We start from the raw sequence: 17,127 nt of genomic DNA, 5'->3' as shown, positions 1-17,127 counted from the left end.
CAAAAAGGACAGGGGGCGACGATGGCTCTTCGCATCATCTTCATGGGCACACCGGAGTTTTCCGTCCCCACGTTGCGCGCATTGGTGGAAGCGGGTCACGAGGTCGTTGCCGTTTATACGCAGCCGCCGCGTCCCGGCGGTCGCCGTGGCCTTGATCTGCAGAAATCGCCGGTGCATCAGGCGGCTGAACTGCTGGGCCTGCCCGTGCTGACGCCGGTGAATTTCAAGGCTGAGGAAGACCGGCAGGAATTCCGGGAGTTCAACGCCGATGTGGCGGTTGTTGTCGCTTATGGGCTGCTATTGCCCGAGGCGATCCTCTCCGGCACGCGTCTTGGCTGTTATAACGGTCACGCCTCGTTGCTGCCGCGCTGGCGCGGTGCGGCCCCCATTCAACGGGCAATCATGGCCGGCGATACCGAGACCGGCATGATGGTCATGAAAATGGAAAAGGGGCTGGATACCGGCCCGGTCGCGCTGACCGCAAAGATCCAGATCGGCGAGAATATGACCGCCGGCGAGTTGCATGACAGCCTGATGCTTGCCGGCGCGCGGCTGATGCGGCAGGCGATGGACAAACTGGAAGCAGACGACCTTCCTCTCACCACTCAGGTGGAAGAGGGCGTGGTATACGCTTCCAAGATCGACAAGGGTGAGACCCGGATTGATTTTTCCCGGCCCGCACAGGATGTGCATAACCACATTCGCGGCCTCTCGCCTTTTCCCGGCGCATGGCTCGAAATGGAAATTGGCGGCAAGGCGGAGCGCGTGAAGGTTCTGGCGTCCGAACTGGCGAGCGGCATGGGGGAGGCGGGCGCGGTGCTCGATGACGCCCTGACCGTCGCCTGCGGCAGTGGCGCCGTGCGGCTCACCCGCCTGCAGAAGGCAGGTGGCAAACCGCTGTCGGCTGCCGATTTCGTTCGCGGCACACCCGTTCCGGCCACAACGAGGCTCGGCTGATGCCGCGTTTCCGCATGACCGTCGAATATGACGGCACGCCTTACTTCGGCTGGCAGAGACAGGATAACGGCCCCTCTGTTCAGGGTGCGCTTGAAGCCGCTGTCCGGTCGCTGACAGGAGAGGGCATCTCCATTCGCGGCGCGGGCCGCACCGATTCCGGCGTGCATGCCGTGGGGCAGGTCATCCATGCCGATCTTTCCCGGGCGTGGGACCCGTACAAGCTGCGCAATGCATTGAACGCGCATCTGGCCATGGCGAAAGAGGCCGTGTCAGTGCTGGATGTAGCAGCGGTGACCGAGGATTTCGACGCCCGCTTCTCCGCGCTGCGCCGCCATTATCTCTACCGCATCATTTGCCGGAAATCCCGGCTGGCGCTGGAGCACAAGCGCGCATGGTGGGTGTCGAAGGACATGGATCACGAACGCATGCATGAAGCGGCCCAGATGCTCGTCGGCCGGCATGACTTCACAACCTTCCGCTCGGTCCATTGTCAGGCGAACAGCCCGGTCAGAACGCTCGACCGGCTGGATGTGACGCGCAACGGTGATCTCATCGAGATACGCGCCACTGCCCAGAGTTTTCTGCACAACCAGATCCGTTCTTTTGCGGGTACGCTGAAACTCGCGGGCGAGGGCACCATGACGCCGGAGGATGTGCGCGCGGCGCTGGAGGCGCGGGATCGCAAGGCCTGTGGGCCCGTCGCCCCGCCGGACGGTCTTTATTTCATGCAGGTCGATTATCCCGACGTCATTCCGCCGCGTGTATATTCAAAAGCCGAAACGGTCGAAGACACGGACTGAAAAGAGATATTTCTCGCTTCTCAGGCCGGATAAACGCCTAGAAAACGCTGCAGCGCCTCGGACAGAAGCATGCCCGGCACAAGCAGGGTCATGACGATCGCCGAGACGAGCAGCGACTGGTCGCGGATGAAGAACCTCACGATCCGCGAAAAGGCGAAGACCAGCGACAAAAGCAGTGCCAGCCAGAGGATGGCGATCAGCCCCTGCAAAGGCGGCAGGAAAAATGCGATCAGGATCAGAGCTGCATAGGCATAGGAAAACGGCAGCGACAGCCAGTTCATGGTGGTGACGAGGGGCACGAATTTTTCCCGTGCGCCGAAGGCGAACAGCAGCATACCGATCAAAAGCAGCGGCACGATCCAGCAGATGGCCTCGACCATGGCGAGGCGGAAGAAAAATATGAACCCCGTCCCGGTGCCAGGCGGATAGCTGGCGAGAAATGCGGCCCGCAGCCATAGCCAGGATACCAGCATGGCGGGCAGGCACCACAGCGCGGAATAGAAGGATCGCCACATGCCGCGCTCGGACAGGTCCAGATAACGCGCGCCGGTATGGTCGCCGAGCAGCAACAGCCAGAGGCCCTTCAGATAGAGCCTTATTTCACTTGCCGTCGGCATGGGCGAACCAGCGTTCGATAAAGGTTTCGTAGATGCGTGTCAGCGTCTCGAGATCGGCGACAGCCACGCGCTCATCGACCATGTGCATGGTCTGTCCGACGAGGCCGAATTCCACCACCGGGCAATAATCCTTGATGAAGCGGGCATCCGATGTGCCGCCGGTGGTCGAAAGCCTGGGTTCCCTGGCTGTCACGGCTTCCACGGCGCCGGAGAGCGACGAGATGAGAGCATTGTTCCGCGTCAGGAAAACATGGGCCGGGCGGTCTGCCCAGACGATGTCGTATTTGACCGGTGCGCGGTCAGGACGAAGCTCGCCTTCGGCTGCGGCTGCATCGAGGCGGCGGATGATTTCCGCACGCAGGCTTTCCACCGTCCAGCTGTCGTTGAAGCGGATATTGAAGGCCGCCGTCGCCCGTGCCGGAATGACATTGGTGGCGGCGTTGCCGGTATCGACAGTCGTCACTTCCAGATTGGAAGGCTGAAAATCATCCGTGCCATGATCGAAAGGCGGATGCATCAGCGCGTGCGTCAGTTGCAGCAGCCCGCGAATGGGGTTGTCGGCGAGATGCGGATAGGCGGCATGCCCCTGCACGCCGTGCACCGTGATGCGACCGGACAGTGATCCCCGGCGGCCGATCTTGATCATGTCACCCAGCTGGTCGGGATTGGTCGGCTCGCCCACCACGCAGGCATCCCATTTCTCGCCCCTGGTGGCGGCCCATTCCAGAAGCTTGGAGGTGCCGTTGATCGACGGGCCTTCCTCATCGCCGGTGATCAGGAAGGAAACGGAGCCCTCAGGCTTTCCATGTTTTTCGATGTATCGGGCAATGGCTGCAACGAAGCAGGCGATGCCGCCCTTCATATCAACAGCACCACGGCCGAACATTTCGCCGCCGGCGATTTCAGCCGAAAAGGGCGGATGGCTCCACGCGGCCTCGTCGCCCACCGGCACGACGTCCGTATGGCCCGCAAACATCAGGTGCGGACCTTCCGTGCCGAGCCGGGCGTAGAGGTTTTCCACGTCCGGGGTCCCCGCTTCGCTCGCCACCATTTTTTCCACCGCAAAGCCGAGCGGCGAAAGCAGGGTGTCGAGCAGGGACAGCGCGCCACCTTCGGCGGGCGTCACCGAAGGGCAACGGATGAGGGCGGTGAGATTGGCAACGGGATCGGTCGTGGTCATGTCAGCAGCTTTTTATCAGTCGCGCAGAAGCTCGTTGATGCCGGTCTTGGAGCGGGTCTTTTCATCGACGCGCTTGACGATGACGGCGCAATAGAGGCTCGGGCCCGGCTCGCCGTTCGGGAAAGGCTTGCCCGGCATGGTGCCGGCAACGACGACAGAATAGGGCGGCACTTCGCCATAGGTGATCTCGCCGGTGGCGCGATCGACGATCTTGGTCGACTTGCCGATAAAGACGCCCATGCCGAGAACGGCGCCCTCGCGCACGATGCAGCCTTCGACGACTTCCGAACGGGCGCCGATGAAGCAATTATCCTCGATGATGGTCGGGCCGGCCTGGAGCGGCTCCAGAACGCCGCCAATGCCGACACCGCCCGAAAGATGGACGTTCTTGCCGATCTGCGCGCAGGAGCCGACCGTCGCCCAGGTGTCGACCATCGTGCCTTCATCGACATAAGCGCCGAGATTGACGAAGGACGGCATCAGCACCACGTTCTTGGCCACATAGGCGGAGCGGCGCACCACGGCGTTCGGTACGGCGCGGAAGCCGGCGGCGCGGAACTGGTTTTCACCCCAGTTTTCGAATTTCGACGGCACCTTGTCCCACCAGGTGGATTCGCCCGGTCCGCCGGTCACGATCTCCATGTCGTTTAGACGGAAGGAGAGGAGCACGGCCTTTTTCAGCCACTGGTTCACCTTCCAGTTTCCATCCGCCTGCTTTTCGGCGACGCGAACCTTGCCGCTGTCGAGAAGTTGAAGAGATGTGTTCACCGCGTCGCGAACCTCGCCCTTCGTCGATACATTCACACCGTCGCGGTTGTCGAAGGCGGTTTCGATGATGGTTTCGAGGGAGGTGAGATCCGTAAGGCTCATGGAAAATTCCTTAAAGTCGCGTGTGTTCGTGGTCACGGATGGTCCCGCGCCGCTGGAAGGCTTTGGCCATTTGATCTAAGGGAGTGTTGGAAAGGCGTCAATGTGATTTGGGTGATTTGGCGCGTCAGACGAAAGGCATGGAAATGACACGACTGAAAAACGGCAAGTTGCGGCGCAAGGATGGGGTCTGGGACCCGTTGAAGCGTAGTGCTGTCGACAAGCAGCAGGCCGAAGTCGTTGAAAAGACGCCGCAGTCGGATTCCCCGTCCTACAGGCTTGCCTATGTGGACATGGATTTTCTCTGCCGCGAGGAGTTGCGCCCCGTCAGACTTCAATTGGAACTTCTGAAGACGGAAATGGCGCTCACCGAACGCGGGATCAAATCCACCGTCGTCATGTTCGGCGGCGCCCGTATTCCTGAACCGGGCGGCGAGGCCTGGGCGGCGCGCAACGAGACGCAAAAGCGCAATCTGGAGCAATCCTCGGTCTATTATGACGAGGCTCGCAAGTTCGCCCGGCTTTGCACCGAATATGCCGCCAAATCCGATCACCTCGAATATGTCGTGGTCACCGGTGGCGGTCCCGGTGTCATGGAAGCGGGCAACCGCGGCGCTGCCGACGTCGGAGGCCCGTCAATCGGCCTCAACATCGTCCTGCCGCACGAGCAGGCGCCGAACCCCTATGTCACGCCGGAATTGAGCTTCAACTTCCACTATTTCGCCATCCGCAAGATGCACTTCCTCATGCGGGCGAAGGCCGTGGTGATCTTCCCCGGCGGCTTCGGCACGCTCGATGAACTTTTCGAGGCGCTGACCCTGATCCAGACGAAGCGCATGGAACCCATTCCGCTCATCCTGTTCGGCGAGAAATTCTGGCGATCCGTGATCAATTTCGAGTTTCTGGCGGATTTCGGCACCATCGCACCGGAGGATATGAGTCTTCTGCATTTCGCTGAAACGGCTGATGACGCCTGGCGGGTCATTTCCGAACATTATGAACATTGAATTTTAGCTTGATGCGGCGCGGCGGTTTTAGGGCTTAATTAGCAAAGATATTCTAGTTTTCCCTCGTCGCGCTGCAGCGCACTGCCCATGCGGGCGGGCCTCCATGACGGAGATTTTTCATCCGTTGACGTCAGTCGTTCTGGCTGGCGATTTGATCGAGGCCAAAATGTTCAATCTCAAAGTGAAGTCGCTTGCGACCAAGCTGATCCTCGTAACCGGCTGTGCAATCACCACGGTTCTCGTCGCATCGAATTCCTTCCTCATTTCCAAGACCAGCGAACGCGTCCACGCGCTGACCATGGATCAGGCCAATACCGAGGCGCGCGCCATCGCCAACGTCATCGCCGCCGATGTGGGTGAACTGGGCAGCGCCGCGCGCTCCATGGCCGGTGTCATTGGCCGCGCGCATCAGGCCAAGTCGATGGATCGCCCCGGCATCGTCAATATTCTCAAGGCCAATGTCGAACAGAATGCCTTCGCTTTCGGAAGCTGGTTCTGCGAGCAGCTCGGCCTTTTCGACGGACAAAGCACGGAGATCGCCGGCAGGCTCGATCTCGGCACCAATGAAAACGGCGCTTTCGCACCCTACTGGTCGAAGACCCAGAAGGGCGACATCGAGTTCTCGACCTTCAAGAACGACTATGCTGCTGAATGGTATTCGCTTGCCGCCAAGTCCGGCAAGGGCGCCATTACCCAGCCCTATCTCGCCGAAGGCACCGAAGTGCCCACGACCATGACCTCGCTTGCCTATCCCGTCATGTCGGATGGCAAGATGATCGGCGTGGCGGGCGTCGATATTTCGCTCGCCTCGCTGTCGCAGAAGCTGCAGGCGCTGCATCCTTTCGAGACCGGCCGTGTGACGCTGGTGTCCCAGGGCGGTCAGTGGCTGGTGCCGCCGACGCCCGAGCAGAACATGAAGGCCTATGACGGAGATGGTGCGAGCACCGTTCAGGCGGCAATCACCTCCGGCAAGCAGGGTCTCATTGAAAATCTCGGTCTTGATAGCGATGCGCCCTATAACCGCCTCGTCTACCCATTCACGGTTCCGGGCCTGAATGCCACCTGGGTGGTTCTGGTGGATATTCCCCATCAGGCGCTGAATGCGCCGGTTGAGGAACAGACCTATCTGATGATCATCGGCGCAATCGTCATTCTCGCCGCCGTCATCACCGCACTTTATTTCGCTGTCCGCTATTTCGTCGGCAACCCGCTCGCCTCGCTGGTATCCGACGTCAGGACGCTGAGTGAGGGCCGTTACGACGTTCCGGTCTCCGGTCAGGACCGCAGGGATGAAACGGGCGCCGTCGCAACCGCACTGGAAGGTTTCAGGGCGAAGCTCGCCGGTATCCGCGAAATGGAAGCGGAAGCTGCTGTCCAGCGCGGCAATGCGGAAACGGAGCGTCAGCGGTCCGAGTTCGAGCGCACTGAGAACAGCCGCATGCAGCAGCACATCGTCGGCGTTCTCGGCGCCGGCCTCAATGCACTTTCGCAGGGCAACCTGACCTACCGGATAAACGACGAGTTCCCCGGTGAATATGCAAAGCTGCGTAGTGACTTCAACTCGGCGCTCGCAAGCCTTGAGGAAACCGTGTCCACGGTCAATGCAACGGTTGTCAGCATCGGCAACGGCACCGGCGAGATTACCCGCGCGGCGAGCGATCTTTCGCACCGTACCGAACAGCAGGCCGCAAGCCTGGAAGAAACCGCAGCCGCTCTCAACCAGCTGACCGCGCAGGTCAATTCCAGCGCGGAAAATGCGGCACAGGCGGCTGGCGCCGTCAGCCATGCCTGTGATGACGCCGGCAAGTCTGGCGAGGTCGTGCAGCAGGCGGTGAATTCCATGGAAGGCATCGCGCAATCCTCGGCGGAAATCTCCCGCATCATCGGCGTGATCGACGAGATCGCCTTCCAGACCAATCTTCTGGCGCTGAATGCGGGCGTTGAGGCTGCCCGTGCGGGTGATGCGGGCAAGGGCTTCGCCGTCGTCGCGCAGGAAGTTCGCGAACTGGCGCAACGCTCCGCGACCGCGGCCAAGGAAATCAAGGGTCTGATCAACACCTCTGCAAGGCAGGTGGGCGAAGGCGTCCAGCTGGTTGGCAAGGCCGGTGAGACGATGAAAAATATCGCCGATCAGGTCTTGCAGATCAACCAGCTGATCAGGCAGATTTCCGCTTCCGCCAGCGAACAGGCCGTCGGTCTGAAGGAAATCAATTCCGCCGTTACCCAGATGGATCAGGTTACCCAGCAGAATGCGGCCATGGTGGAGGAAACCACCGCGGCCAGCGTGACGCTGAACGGGGAGGCCGGGACGCTGAAATCGCTCGTCGCGGGCTTCTCCGTGTCCGGTGGCCATGCAAGCCAGCAATTGCGCGCCACTGCGGCGGCAATGCGCGCACCCGTCGCTCCGGCGCCCGCTGCCGCACCGCGTTCCCGTGCAAGAACCAGCGGCGCAAATGCGCTGGCGCAGGATGACTGGACGGAGTTCTGACGGGTATCTTCCGCTTCAAATGAAAAGGGCCGCTGGTTTTTCCAGCGGCCCTTTTTCCTTGTCCGTGTTCTGGTCAGAGCCGGGCAAAACGCTCGGTCAGCAATTCGAAGAAGCCGTCCGCATCCACATTGCGCATCACGCGGGCATTGGCGGGCCGTTCCGTCACGTGCCACCAGTCCACCACGGTCATGCCCATGGTCAGTTCGGAATTGACCTCGATTTCGACATTGCAGTCGCGGCCCTGAAACAGCTCGGGCTTGACGAGATAGGCAATGACGGATGGGTCATGCAGCGGTCCGCCGTCCGAACCGTATTTCTCGATGTCGAAGCGTTCGAAAAATTCCAGCATCTCCGCCATGGCGATTGCCGGGCGTGTGCCGATATCGCGAATGCGGCTGACACGTGCCTTGGTCGTCAGCAACTGGTGGGTCACGTCGAGCGGCATCACCACGATGGGCATGCCTGAGCGGAAGACGATATCGGCAGCCTGCGGATCGACATAGATGTTGAATTCAGCGGCTGGCGTGATGTTGCCGCCTTCGAAGAAGCCGCCGCCCATCATCACCAGTTCCTTGACGCGGCCGGCGATTTCGGGGGCTTTCTGCAATGCCAGCGCCACATTGGTCAGCGCGCCGAGCGTGCAGAGCGTCACGGTGCCGGCAGGCTCCCGCAACAGCGTTTCGATGATGAAATCGACCGCATGCTGCTTTTGCGCCTCCATCGTCGGCTCATCGAGAACCGGACCGTCGAGGCCGGTGCTGCCGTGAACATGCTCGGCGGTGATGGGCTTGCGCACCAGCGGCCGCTCGGCACCCTCATAGACGGGAATATCGGTGCGTCCGCACAATTCGCAGATGATGCGGATGTTGCGGCTGGTCAGTTTCAGCGGAACGTTGCCGGCAACGGCGCACAGTCCGAGGATGTCGATCTCCTCCGGGCTTGCGAAAGCAAGCATGATTGCCGCCGCGTCGTCCTGGCCCGGATCGGTGTCGATGATGATTTTTCTGCGTTCTGCCATGTCTTGCCCGCCGTTGAGATGAGCGCTTTTTTCGAGCGGCGGACGCTCACTTGTCAAGCCTCATTCCTCTGCGTCCCTTTGCCGGGTGCTTCCGCCTTGCGCATTGCGGTTTCGCTTCCCATATTGCTTGAGCCGGTAGAATTAACCGGTGAGGTTGCCGGAAGCGGGACCGCGAAACGTCGCTTGGTCGCAAGGACAGAGACAATATGAGCCGCATGACGCCATTCACCCACCCGCTTTTGCTGGGTTTTGATGCCATGGAAAAAACGCTGGAGCGTATGGCGAAGGCCAATGACGGCTATCCTCCCTACAATATTGAGCGCCTGCCCGGCGGGCAAGATGTACCGGAACGCCTGCGTATTACCATTGCAGTTGCGGGTTTTTCGGAGGATGATCTGGATGTGACGACGGCTGACAACCAGCTTGTCATTCGTGGTCGCCAGCAGGAGCAGGAAAAGCGGGATTTTCTCTACCGGGGTATCGCTGCCCGGCAATTCCAGCGGGTCTTCGTGCTTGCAGATGGCATGCAGGTCCGGGAAGCGCGCATGCGCAACGGCCTTCTTTCCATCGATCTGGTACGGCCTGAAATTTCAAACGTGGTGAAGAAAATTAATATTTCCGTCTCAGAGTAGAACGTGAACGCCGGAATCGGACATGAATCGCTCGGCGTGAAGAAGGAGGCTGAAATATGCTTTTGAAAGAAGCGCATGCGCGTCTCACCCGGTCCCAGCTCGCTCATATTGGCGAGGGAGAAGTGGGATATATCCGCAAGATCCGTGCGGAGGACGTCAGCCGATGTTTCCCGGAAGCGCCTGATCTCGATCCGCAACTGGATCTCTGGGCGCTGTTTGGCGCGGATGGCACGCCAATCCTCCTGACGGACAACCGCTCCAGTACGTTTTTCAAGGCTGCTGAAGACGATCTCAAGACCGTCAGCCTGCATTGAAGAAAAAAGCCCGCTTTTGAGCGGGCTTTTTCTTTAGCGGGTCAGAGGAATGGGCGGTCTGGCATGTCGTCGATCGAGATGACGCCGTCCTTGTTCTTGTCCAGCCGTTCGAACATTTTTTCACCGGCTGCGGTGAATTCGGCCTTGCTGACCTGACCGTTCTCGTCGGTATCGGCCCAGCGAAGCATCCCCAAGCCCGCACCCTTGCCGCCATGCTTGCCCCAGCCCTGATGGCCGGGACGGCCGCCATGTTCACGGTCAGCGTGTCTTTCGGCGCGCTTGCCTTCGGGGGCCTTGCCGTCTTCAGCCTTGGCATCCTCACGCTCGGGACGTGGATTGGCGGCGCGGAAAGCCTCCATTTTCGCCTGGCGATACTCGCGCATCTCCTTCGGCGTGATCGAACCGTCCTTGTCCTTGTCGATCTCGGTGAAAAGCGCGTCCTGACGGGCGGCAAATTCCTCCTTGGAAATCTTGCCGTCCTTGTTCGTGTCGGCAACCTTCAGCAGGTGGACGAAAGCAGCCTCCTGGCGGATCGGCATGCGATCCTTGGCGCCTTTGCCGGGTGCGGCAAAACTGGCCGTCGCGGCCGTGCTGAGCACAAGGGCCGCGCCAAGAGCAGAGAGGGCGATTTTTCGTGTGGTCATCGTCATTACCTTTCTTTGGTGTCCCTGAAGAAAAGATAGTGACCTCCACCGTGCCTCACCACTTAAACATCCGTAAGGTGGATGAAGCTTCGGTAATATTTGCTGCCCTTATTCCGGAATGAGGTTCAGCCGGCGATGGTTCTCGTCAGGAAGCCCGTGAGATCGTCGGTGATGTAATCGATATGCGCATCCGTCTCGACGGGAATTTCCCAGCGTTCCATGATGACGCCTTCGAGGTTCGACGGCACGAGGAGCACGGTCTTCATGCCGAGAGCCTTGGGTGCCGCAAGATTGCGTGGCAGGTCCTCGAACATGGCGGCTTTTTTTGTGTCGAGTTTTGCCAGCGCCGCGAACTTCTCGTAGGTCGCACTTGCCGGCTTCGGCAGGTAGCCTGCGGCGACGATATCGAAGATGTCCTCGAAATGATCGAGAATGCCAAGTGCACCGGCGGCGGCCTGCGCATGTTTGACGCTGCCATTGGTCAGGATGAATTTGCGGCCCGGCAGCGCCTTGATCGCCTCACCGAGTTCCGGATGCGGCTTCAGCGCCGAATAATCGATGGCGTGCGCGCGTTCCAGAAACTCGTCCGGACTGATGCCGTAGTGGATCATAAGGCCCTGAAGCGTGGTGCCATGCTCATGGTAATAGCGCTTCTGCAAGGCGCGTGCCTCATCGTGGTCGAGCTTTAGAAGCTCCGCCACATAGGCCGTCATGTTGCGGTCGATCTGGGAAAACAGATTGACGTGATGCGGATAGAGCGTGTTGTCGAGATCGAAGACCCATTCGCTCACATGGGCGAAATCGGCTGTCTCGGGCAGGTTTTTCGGCTTTGTGTCCATGGGCTGCTTTATGCCCGTTTCGAATGGCGAAGAAAATCGAAAAGACGACGACAGACGGGAAAATCGGGCTTGGCCTCGGCCTCCAGCGCATGATACCGCCAAGGCATGGAACTCTGGATAGGCATAACCTTCGCAAGCGCGTTCTTGCAGAACCTGCGCTCGACCCTGCAAAAGCACCTCAAGGGCATGATGGGGACCACGGGCGCAACCTTCGTGCGCTTCGTGTTCGGCATGCCTTTCGCTCTTGCCTATCTCGGCTTTATCCATGGCGTGCTTGGCCGGCCGCTGCCGGTGCCGAACATGTCCTTTGCAATCTGGGCGATGGTCGGGGCCATGGCGCAGATTGCCGCCACCTTCCTGCTGGTGCACCTGTTTTCCTTCCGCAATTTTGCAGTCGGCACGGCCTATTCCCGGACTGAGCCGGCACAGGCGGCACTGTTTGCGCTGATTTTCGTCGGTGAAAGCGTCAATGGCGGAACATTGGCGGCAATCGCAGTTTCGGTGGCCGGCGTCATGCTGATTTCGGTGGCGCGCACGGAAGTGACGCCCGCTTCCATTCTGACCTCGATCTTCAGCCGCACGGCGGGCATCGGCCTCGCCTCGGGCGCGTTCTTCGGCCTCTCATCGGTGGCCTATCGCTCCGCCTCGCTGGCGCTGGCACCCAGCCTGCCCGCCCCGGATGCCATGATGCAGGCCGGCTTTACCCTCGTCGTCGTTATCGTGACGCAGACCCTGTCGATGTTCCTGTGGATCGTCTGGCGGCAGAGGGGTGAATTGCAGCGAATTGCCAGAGCGTGGAAACCGTCGCTTGCGGTCGGTTTCGTCGGCGCCACGGCATCATTCGGCTGGTTCACGGCGATGACCTTGCAACAGGCCGCCGTGGTCAAGGCGCTGGCGCAGGTGGAAATGCTTTTCGCCTTCGCCTCGACCGTTTGTTCTTCAAGGAGAAGATCAACCGGCTTGAAATCGCCGGCTGCCTGCTGATCGTCGTCGGCGTATTGTCGCTTCTGGCATTCGGCTGAAAAAGCCGCCTGTGACGGACAGGCTTGCCCATCCGCCACATGAGCTCTATCAGGGCACGATAAGGGTGCCGGCGCCTTCCGTGAAGATTTCCAGAAGGACGGAATGGGCGGTCTTGCCATTGAGGATGACCACGCCCTGAACGCCGGCCTTGATGGCCTCGATGCAGGTCTCGACCTTCGGGATCATGCCGCCGGAAATCGTGCCGTCCTTGATAAGCGCGCGCGCCTGGGAGACCGTCAGCTCCTTGATGAGTTCCTTGTTCTTGTCGAGTACGCCTGGCACATCGGTGAGGAACAGGAGGCGGGTGGCGTTGAGCGCACCGGCAATGGCGCCGGCAAAGGTGTCGGCATTGATATTGTAGGTGGCACCGTCGCGACCGGGAGCGACGGGAGCGATGACCGGGATCATCTCTGACTTGGCGAGCAGGTCGAGCAGGGTCCGGTCGACTTCGACCACTTCACCGACAAAGCCGAGATCGAGAACACGCTCGATATTGCTGTCGGGATCAATCACGGTCTTTTTCGCCTTTTCGGCGAAGACCATGTTGCCGTCCTTGCCGCAAAGGCCGATGGCCCATTCGCCCGTCTGGTTGATGAGCGCGACGATCTCCTTGTTGATGGAGCCGGCCAGAACCATCTCGACGATCTCGACAGTCTTGGCGTCGGTGACGCGCAGGCCGCTTTCGAATTTCGATTCAATGCCCATCTTCGTCAGCATCGCGCCGATCTGGGGGCCGCCGCCGTGCACGACGATGGGATTGATGCCGGACTGCTTCAACAGGGCGATATCTTCCGCGAAAGCCTTTCCGAGTGTCGAATCCCCCATGGCGTGGCCACCGTATTTTACAACGATGGTCTTGTTCTCGTATTTCTGCATGAAGGGCAGAGCCTGTGCGAGCAGCCGCGCCTGAGTTTCGCTTTCGGAAGCAGTCATCTAAAAACCTCGGTCTGTGGTTGCGGCCCTGAAGAGCCTTTCATCGCTCTACAGCATCGGCGCAAAAATCGGAATCGATTTTTGCAGTGCAGGATGCACGGATTGGCCATGTCCAAGCGTTGGCAAGGACAGGTGAATGTCAGCTTTCGACGAATGAAATAACCTCCGGGCCATATTGTGTCGGCCCGTAGTAAAATTCCGCTTTTGGCCGCTTCAGAGCGCGTAATAAGATTGACATAAAGCAGCAATCGGACCAGCCTTGTGGGGAGCAGGGGAGGGGTTATTCAGCAGGGCGACTGCAAAGTCGTGATGCGTCGCGAAAGCGATTCTGGCCTGAACGACCGAGGAGTTTGAAGACCTATGACGGCACCGGATCGAGACAAGCAAAGCGGTTTGCGGGACGAAGTGCTCGCTGGCGAATATGTGCTGGGTGCCCTGCCGCCGGAAAGCATGGCGGAGCTTGCAAAGCGGATCAAGCGCGACCGTCAGTTCGCTGCCATGGTCAGGCGCTGGCGCGACAATCTGGCGGAAACCGAATATCGCGAAAGGGCGACCGTCGCCGCGCTGCTTGATCGGGATCCGGCCCGATCCGGTCTGCCCTTCAAGGGCCAGCCGCTGCGCAATGGCAGCATGTTCACCGCCATGGTGTCTGAGGTCTGGCATTCCGTGCGCTTCTGGCGTCTTCTGGCGTTGACGGCGATGCTCTGGACCGCCGTCCTGCTTTTCACGATCGCCTGAAGGCCTGCGGCCTTTTAGAGAGAAACCGTTCGTACGATTTCCGCGCGCAGGCTATCGAGCCCGAAGGATTTTTCCGAGGATGTGGCGAGAACTTCCGGATAGGCGGCAGGGCGCTTGCGGATTTTCTCCAGCGTTTCATTGATCAGCCGGGGAACGCCGACATCCTTGATCTTGTCTGTCTTCGTCAGCACGACCTGATAGGAAACGGCCGCCTTGTCGAGCAGGCTTAGAACCTCCTCGTCGTTCTTTTTTATGCCGTGGCGGGAATCGATCAGCACGTAAACGCGCTTCAGTGTCGCACGGCCGCGCAGATAATCGAAGACGAGCTTCGTCCAGGCATCGACGTGATCCTTGGGCGCCTGCGCATAACCGTAACCCGGCATGTCGACCAGCGCCATCGGGGGCAGGTCGCCTGCCTCACCGGAATAACCTTCGGGAACGAAGTAGTTCAGTTCCTGCGTGCGTCCGGGCGTGTTGGACGTGCGGGCAAGTCCCTTGTGGCCCACCAGCGCATTGATGAGCGAGGACTTGCCAACATTCGAACGTCCAGCGAAGGCAATCTCCGGCGGGCCTTCGGGCGGCAGGAACTTCATTGCGGGAACGCCGCGAATGAATATCCAGGGTCGCCCGAAAAGGGGCTTTTCGGTTGCCGTGCCGGTGTCACTCATTTCGATTGCACCGGCTTTCGCTTGAACAGCCCTTTGAGATTATCGAACAGTTCGATTTTGGCACCGTGACGCTTCATGATGAGGGCCTGCTGCGAGATCGACAGCGTGTTGTTCCATGCCCAGTAGATAACCAGACCGGCCGGGAAGGAAGCCAGCATGAAGGTGAAGATCAGCGGCATCCAGGTGAAGATCATCGCCTGTGTCGGATCGGGCGGCGTCGGGTTCATGCGCATCTGGAGGAACATGGTGATGCCCATGACCAGCGGCCAGACGCCGATCATCAGGAAGTGCGGCACGTCATAGGGCAGGAGGCCGAACAGGTTGAACAGCGACGTCGGATCGGGCGCGGAAAGGTCGTGAATCCAGCCGAAGAACGGTGCATGCCGCATTTCGATGGTGACGTAGATGACCTTGTAGAGCGCGAAGAAGACCGGAATCTGCAGCAGCATCGGCCAGCAGCCGGCAACCGGGTTGATCTTCTCTTCCTTGTAGAGCTGCATCATCGCCTGCTGCATGGCCATGCGGTCATCGCCATGCTTGGCCTTCAGCTCCTCCATCTTCGGCTGCACGCGCTTCATGTTCGCCATGGAAGCATATTGCTTGCTGGCGAGCGGGAAGAAGAGAAGCTTGACGACGATGGTGGTCAGCAGGATGGCCACGCCGAAGTTACCAAAATAACGGAAGAAGAAATCCATCATTTTGAACATCGGCTTGGTGATGAAGTAGAACCAGCCCCAGTCGATGAGAAGGTCGAACTTCGGAATGGAATATTCGGTCTCGTAGCGGTCAACCAGCGGCACTTCCTTCGCACCGGCGAAGACAAGGCTCTTCATCTCGATGGACTGGCCGGGTTCGACCGTCATCGGATCGCTCTTGAAATCGGCCTGATAGCTCGGCTGATTGCCCTGTATATGCGAATAGCGTGTTTCGAACGGCGTCGTCTGCGGCGGAACGATGGCCGCTGCCCAATATTTGTCAGTGATGCCGAGCCAGCCGCCGGTCGCCTTGGCAACCGTAACCGGTGCTTCCTCGACATCCTTGTACTTCTCTTCCGTCAGGCTGCCATCGCTGCCCGAGACGCCGAGAAAACCTTCATGGATGACGAAGACCGGGGGAACCGCCGGCTTGTTGTTGCGCGTCACGCGGCCATAGGTGGCAAACGAGATCGCCGCCTGCCCGGGGTTCTCGACCTTGTCGGCGACCGAGATCATGTAGTGATCGTCGATCGAAACCGTACGGGAGAAAATCACGCCCTTAGCATTGGTATAGGTGAGGGTAACCGGCGTGGTTTCCGTCAGCTTGTCACCGCTTGCCAGCGTCCAGACGGTCGTCGGACCGGGAACGCCGCCGACTTCCTGTGCAGCGACATAACCGAGTTCGGTGAAGTAACCGTCCTTGGTGTCAGAGGGCGAGAACAGTGTGATGATCGGGCTCGAGTCATCGACGGTCTCATGGTAGTCCTTGAGCCGGATGTCGTCGAAGCGGGCGCCGGTCAGATTGATCGAGCCGGCAATGGCGTTGGTGTCGATGGCAACGCGCTGGGTCTTGGCGATCGCTTCTTCCCGCGTCGCCGTAGCGGCGGCCTGCGGGGAGGATGCGGGCGGTGCGCCTTCCACGGCCACGCCGGGTGCTGCACCCGGTGCCGGCTGTTGCTGCGTCGTCTGCTGCTGCTGCGCCTGGCGGGCCTCTTCGGCGCGACGCTGCTGCTCGATGCGCGGATTCATGTACAGGAATTGCCAGGCTAGGACGATGACAACCGATAGGGCTATCGCGATGAAGTAATTGCGGTTCTTTTCCATCATTCTTTCCTGGAGCGGGTCTCCTGGGACCGTTTCGGTTTCGCCGTTCCTTCAATTCGCTCGATAAGGAGAGACTGAATTTTCGGGAAGGCCGTATCGAGCACATCCCTGCGGGCGACAATCACATAGTCATGGCCGGGCTTCATTGCGGCCCCGGCAGAAAGCCTGACGGCTTCCCTGAGACGGCGGCGCATGCGATTTCGCTCGACCGCGTTGCCTTGTCTTTTCGTTACGGTAAAACCGACCCGAGGTTCGGCCTCCGGGGTCTTTCGGTCAAGCACTTCCAGAAGAAAGGTGCTCCCCCGCCGTTTTTCCCCCGCCTGAACGGCAAGGAACTCCGACCGGTTTTTAAGCCGGCCGGGTCGTTTTTTTGTCTCACTCACGTGCCCGCGACTTTCATCGGGCCACAGAGGCGGCAATTAAGCCGACAGACGTGCGCGGCCGCGCGCACGGCGGGCTGCGAGAACCTTGCGGCCGCCGGCGGTAGCCATGCGGGCACGGAAACCATGACGACGCTTGCGAACAAGCTTGGACGGTTGGTAGGTACGCTTCGACATTTATTTAATACCGCGGTGTGCGGCCCTTCTTGAATTTGCAACTATT

At 60.0% G+C, this 17,127-nt stretch carries 18 protein-coding genes and 1 pseudogene; 8 read left to right on the top strand and 11 right to left on the bottom strand.

The window, feature by feature from the left end:
• Nucleotides 1-21 precede the first annotated feature (21 nt).
• The gene (fmt, locus tag G3A56_RS09635) at nt 22-957 is read left to right on the top strand and encodes a methionyl-tRNA formyltransferase (RefSeq protein ID WP_082183614.1); all 936 of its coding nucleotides are present in this window, start codon (nt 22-24) and stop codon (nt 955-957) included.
• Nucleotides 957-1,757: a tRNA pseudouridine(38-40) synthase TruA gene (truA, locus tag G3A56_RS09630; RefSeq protein ID WP_082183615.1), complete on the top strand. Its 801-nt coding sequence runs from the start codon at nt 957-959 to the stop codon at nt 1,755-1,757. The genes fmt and truA overlap by 1 nt, the downstream gene beginning before the upstream one ends.
• A 20-nt stretch (nt 1,758-1,777) precedes the next feature.
• Here truA and G3A56_RS09625 read toward each other — a convergent pair whose 3' ends face one another.
• From G3A56_RS09625 to dapD, 3 genes are read right to left on the bottom strand one after another with little or no spacing between them, the layout of a single operon-like run.
• Nucleotides 1,778-2,374: a hypothetical protein gene (locus G3A56_RS09625; protein WP_003493571.1), complete on the bottom strand. Its 597-nt coding sequence runs from the start codon at nt 2,372-2,374 to the stop codon at nt 1,778-1,780.
• Complete coding sequence (dapE, locus tag G3A56_RS09620; RefSeq protein ID WP_082183616.1) at nt 2,358-3,554, bottom strand: succinyl-diaminopimelate desuccinylase; 1,197 nt, start codon at nt 3,552-3,554, stop codon at nt 2,358-2,360. Before dapE ends, G3A56_RS09625 begins: the two co-directional genes overlap by 17 nt.
• A 15-nt stretch (nt 3,555-3,569) precedes the next feature.
• Nucleotides 3,570-4,424 (bottom strand): 2,3,4,5-tetrahydropyridine-2,6-dicarboxylate N-succinyltransferase, encoded by an 855-nt coding sequence (gene dapD / locus G3A56_RS09615; RefSeq protein ID WP_003493576.1) that lies wholly within the window; start codon nt 4,422-4,424, stop codon nt 3,570-3,572.
• A 143-nt stretch (nt 4,425-4,567) separates the two neighbouring features.
• Between dapD and G3A56_RS09610 the strand changes: the two genes are divergently transcribed.
• Nucleotides 4,568-5,428, top strand: coding sequence for an LOG family protein (locus G3A56_RS09610; RefSeq protein WP_164056651.1), 861 nt, complete (start codon nt 4,568-4,570; stop codon nt 5,426-5,428).
• Nucleotides 5,429-5,594: 166 nt separating this feature from the next.
• A complete protein-coding gene (locus G3A56_RS09605; RefSeq protein WP_082184575.1) occupies nt 5,595-7,916 on the top strand; it encodes a methyl-accepting chemotaxis protein in 2,322 nt (773 codons plus the stop codon).
• A gap of 73 nt (nt 7,917-7,989) precedes the next feature.
• Here G3A56_RS09605 and G3A56_RS09600 read toward each other — a convergent pair whose 3' ends face one another.
• A complete protein-coding gene (locus G3A56_RS09600) occupies nt 7,990-8,934 on the bottom strand; it encodes a nucleoside hydrolase (protein ID WP_082183618.1) in 945 nt (314 codons plus the stop codon).
• Nucleotides 8,935-9,140: 206 nt separating this feature from the next.
• On the opposite strand from G3A56_RS09600, the gene G3A56_RS09595 reads away from it, so the two are divergent.
• Together G3A56_RS09595 and G3A56_RS09590 are read left to right on the top strand one after the other, a co-directional pair.
• Nucleotides 9,141-9,566 (top strand): Hsp20 family protein, encoded by a 426-nt coding sequence (locus G3A56_RS09595; protein ID WP_003493589.1) that lies wholly within the window; start codon nt 9,141-9,143, stop codon nt 9,564-9,566.
• Nucleotides 9,567-9,622: 56 nt separating this feature from the next.
• The gene (locus G3A56_RS09590; RefSeq protein WP_003493591.1) at nt 9,623-9,880 is read left to right on the top strand and encodes a BQ00720 family protein; all 258 of its coding nucleotides are present in this window, start codon (nt 9,623-9,625) and stop codon (nt 9,878-9,880) included.
• Between the two features lie 41 nt (nt 9,881-9,921).
• Here the strand turns inward: G3A56_RS09590 and G3A56_RS09585 are convergent, their stop codons facing one another.
• Both G3A56_RS09585 and G3A56_RS09580 read right to left on the bottom strand, forming a co-directional pair.
• Nucleotides 9,922-10,530, bottom strand: a complete 609-nt coding sequence (locus tag G3A56_RS09585; RefSeq protein ID WP_082183620.1) for an EF-hand domain-containing protein — start codon at nt 10,528-10,530, stop codon at nt 9,922-9,924.
• Nucleotides 10,531-10,649: 119 nt separating this feature from the next.
• The gene (locus G3A56_RS09580; protein WP_082183621.1) at nt 10,650-11,363 is read right to left on the bottom strand and encodes a pyrimidine 5'-nucleotidase; all 714 of its coding nucleotides are present in this window, start codon (nt 11,361-11,363) and stop codon (nt 10,650-10,652) included.
• Here G3A56_RS09580 and G3A56_RS09575 point away from each other — a divergent pair.
• Nucleotides 11,362-12,385, top strand: a pseudogene (locus tag G3A56_RS09575) (DMT family transporter). The gene G3A56_RS09580 and the pseudogene G3A56_RS09575 overlap by 2 nt on opposite strands.
• 49 nt (nt 12,386-12,434) lie before the next feature.
• Here G3A56_RS09575 and argB read toward each other — a convergent pair.
• Entirely contained in the window at nt 12,435-13,319 is an 885-nt protein-coding gene (gene argB / locus G3A56_RS09570; RefSeq protein WP_003493597.1) for an acetylglutamate kinase, read from the bottom strand.
• Nucleotides 13,320-13,679: 360 nt separating this feature from the next.
• Here argB and G3A56_RS09565 point away from each other — a divergent pair, with 360 nt between their 5' ends.
• Nucleotides 13,680-14,057, top strand: a complete 378-nt coding sequence (locus tag G3A56_RS09565) for a hypothetical protein (RefSeq protein ID WP_003493600.1) — start codon at nt 13,680-13,682, stop codon at nt 14,055-14,057.
• 14 nt (nt 14,058-14,071) lie between these two features.
• Here the strand turns inward: G3A56_RS09565 and yihA are convergent, their stop codons facing one another.
• Genes yihA through rpmH form a run of 4 tightly spaced genes read right to left on the bottom strand, consistent with a single transcriptional unit; the run spans nt 14,072 to nt 17,081 of the window.
• Entirely contained in the window at nt 14,072-14,725 is a 654-nt protein-coding gene (gene yihA / locus G3A56_RS09560) for a ribosome biogenesis GTP-binding protein YihA/YsxC (protein WP_003493602.1), read from the bottom strand.
• Nucleotides 14,722-16,524, bottom strand: a complete 1,803-nt coding sequence (gene yidC / locus G3A56_RS09555; RefSeq protein ID WP_082183622.1) for a membrane protein insertase YidC — start codon at nt 16,522-16,524, stop codon at nt 14,722-14,724. Before yidC ends, yihA begins: the two co-directional genes overlap by 4 nt.
• On the bottom strand, nt 16,524-16,907 hold the full coding sequence (rnpA, locus tag G3A56_RS09550) for a ribonuclease P protein component (RefSeq protein ID WP_003493608.1): 384 nt from the start codon (nt 16,905-16,907) through the stop codon (nt 16,524-16,526). The genes yidC and rnpA overlap by 1 nt, the downstream gene beginning before the upstream one ends.
• Nucleotides 16,908-16,943: 36 nt before the next feature.
• Nucleotides 16,944-17,081 (bottom strand): 50S ribosomal protein L34, encoded by a 138-nt coding sequence (gene rpmH, locus G3A56_RS09545; protein ID WP_003493611.1) that lies wholly within the window; start codon nt 17,079-17,081, stop codon nt 16,944-16,946.
• Between the last annotated feature and the right edge of the window lie 46 nt (nt 17,082-17,127).

Origin of the sequence: Rhizobium oryzihabitans (genome assembly GCF_010669145.1) — a bacterium.
GTDB classification, from domain to species: Bacteria; Pseudomonadota; Alphaproteobacteria; order Rhizobiales; family Rhizobiaceae; genus Agrobacterium; species Agrobacterium oryzihabitans.
The sequence above is the reverse complement of the archived record's forward strand: the minus strand, read 5'-3'. Positions and strand labels throughout refer to the sequence as shown.

Excerpts from the sequence above, each read along its gene's own strand:
- fmt (WP_082183614.1), top strand. The coding sequence starts at position 22 with ATGGCTCTTCGCATCATCTTCATGGGCACACCGGAGTTTTCCGTCCCC.
- truA (WP_082183615.1), top strand. The coding sequence starts at position 957 with ATGCCGCGTTTCCGCATGACCGTCGAATATGACGGCACGCCTTACTTC.
- G3A56_RS09625 (WP_003493571.1), bottom strand. The coding sequence starts at position 2,374 with ATGCCGACGGCAAGTGAAATAAGGCTCTATCTGAAGGGCCTCTGGCTG.
- dapE (WP_082183616.1), bottom strand. The coding sequence starts at position 3,554 with ATGACCACGACCGATCCCGTTGCCAATCTCACCGCCCTCATCCGTTGC.
- dapD (WP_003493576.1), bottom strand. The coding sequence starts at position 4,424 with ATGAGCCTTACGGATCTCACCTCCCTCGAAACCATCATCGAAACCGCC.
- G3A56_RS09610 (WP_164056651.1), top strand. The coding sequence starts at position 4,568 with ATGACACGACTGAAAAACGGCAAGTTGCGGCGCAAGGATGGGGTCTGG.
- G3A56_RS09605 (WP_082184575.1), top strand. The coding sequence starts at position 5,595 with ATGTTCAATCTCAAAGTGAAGTCGCTTGCGACCAAGCTGATCCTCGTA.
- G3A56_RS09600 (WP_082183618.1), bottom strand. The coding sequence starts at position 8,934 with ATGGCAGAACGCAGAAAAATCATCATCGACACCGATCCGGGCCAGGAC.
- G3A56_RS09595 (WP_003493589.1), top strand. The coding sequence starts at position 9,141 with ATGAGCCGCATGACGCCATTCACCCACCCGCTTTTGCTGGGTTTTGAT.
- G3A56_RS09590 (WP_003493591.1), top strand. The coding sequence starts at position 9,623 with ATGCTTTTGAAAGAAGCGCATGCGCGTCTCACCCGGTCCCAGCTCGCT.
- G3A56_RS09585 (WP_082183620.1), bottom strand. The coding sequence starts at position 10,530 with ATGACGATGACCACACGAAAAATCGCCCTCTCTGCTCTTGGCGCGGCC.
- G3A56_RS09580 (WP_082183621.1), bottom strand. The coding sequence starts at position 11,363 with ATGGACACAAAGCCGAAAAACCTGCCCGAGACAGCCGATTTCGCCCAT.
- argB (WP_003493597.1), bottom strand. The coding sequence starts at position 13,319 with ATGACTGCTTCCGAAAGCGAAACTCAGGCGCGGCTGCTCGCACAGGCT.
- G3A56_RS09565 (WP_003493600.1), top strand. The coding sequence starts at position 13,680 with ATGACGGCACCGGATCGAGACAAGCAAAGCGGTTTGCGGGACGAAGTG.
- yihA (WP_003493602.1), bottom strand. The coding sequence starts at position 14,725 with ATGAGTGACACCGGCACGGCAACCGAAAAGCCCCTTTTCGGGCGACCC.
- yidC (WP_082183622.1), bottom strand. The coding sequence starts at position 16,524 with ATGGAAAAGAACCGCAATTACTTCATCGCGATAGCCCTATCGGTTGTC.
- rpmH (WP_003493611.1), bottom strand. The coding sequence starts at position 17,081 with ATGTCGAAGCGTACCTACCAACCGTCCAAGCTTGTTCGCAAGCGTCGT.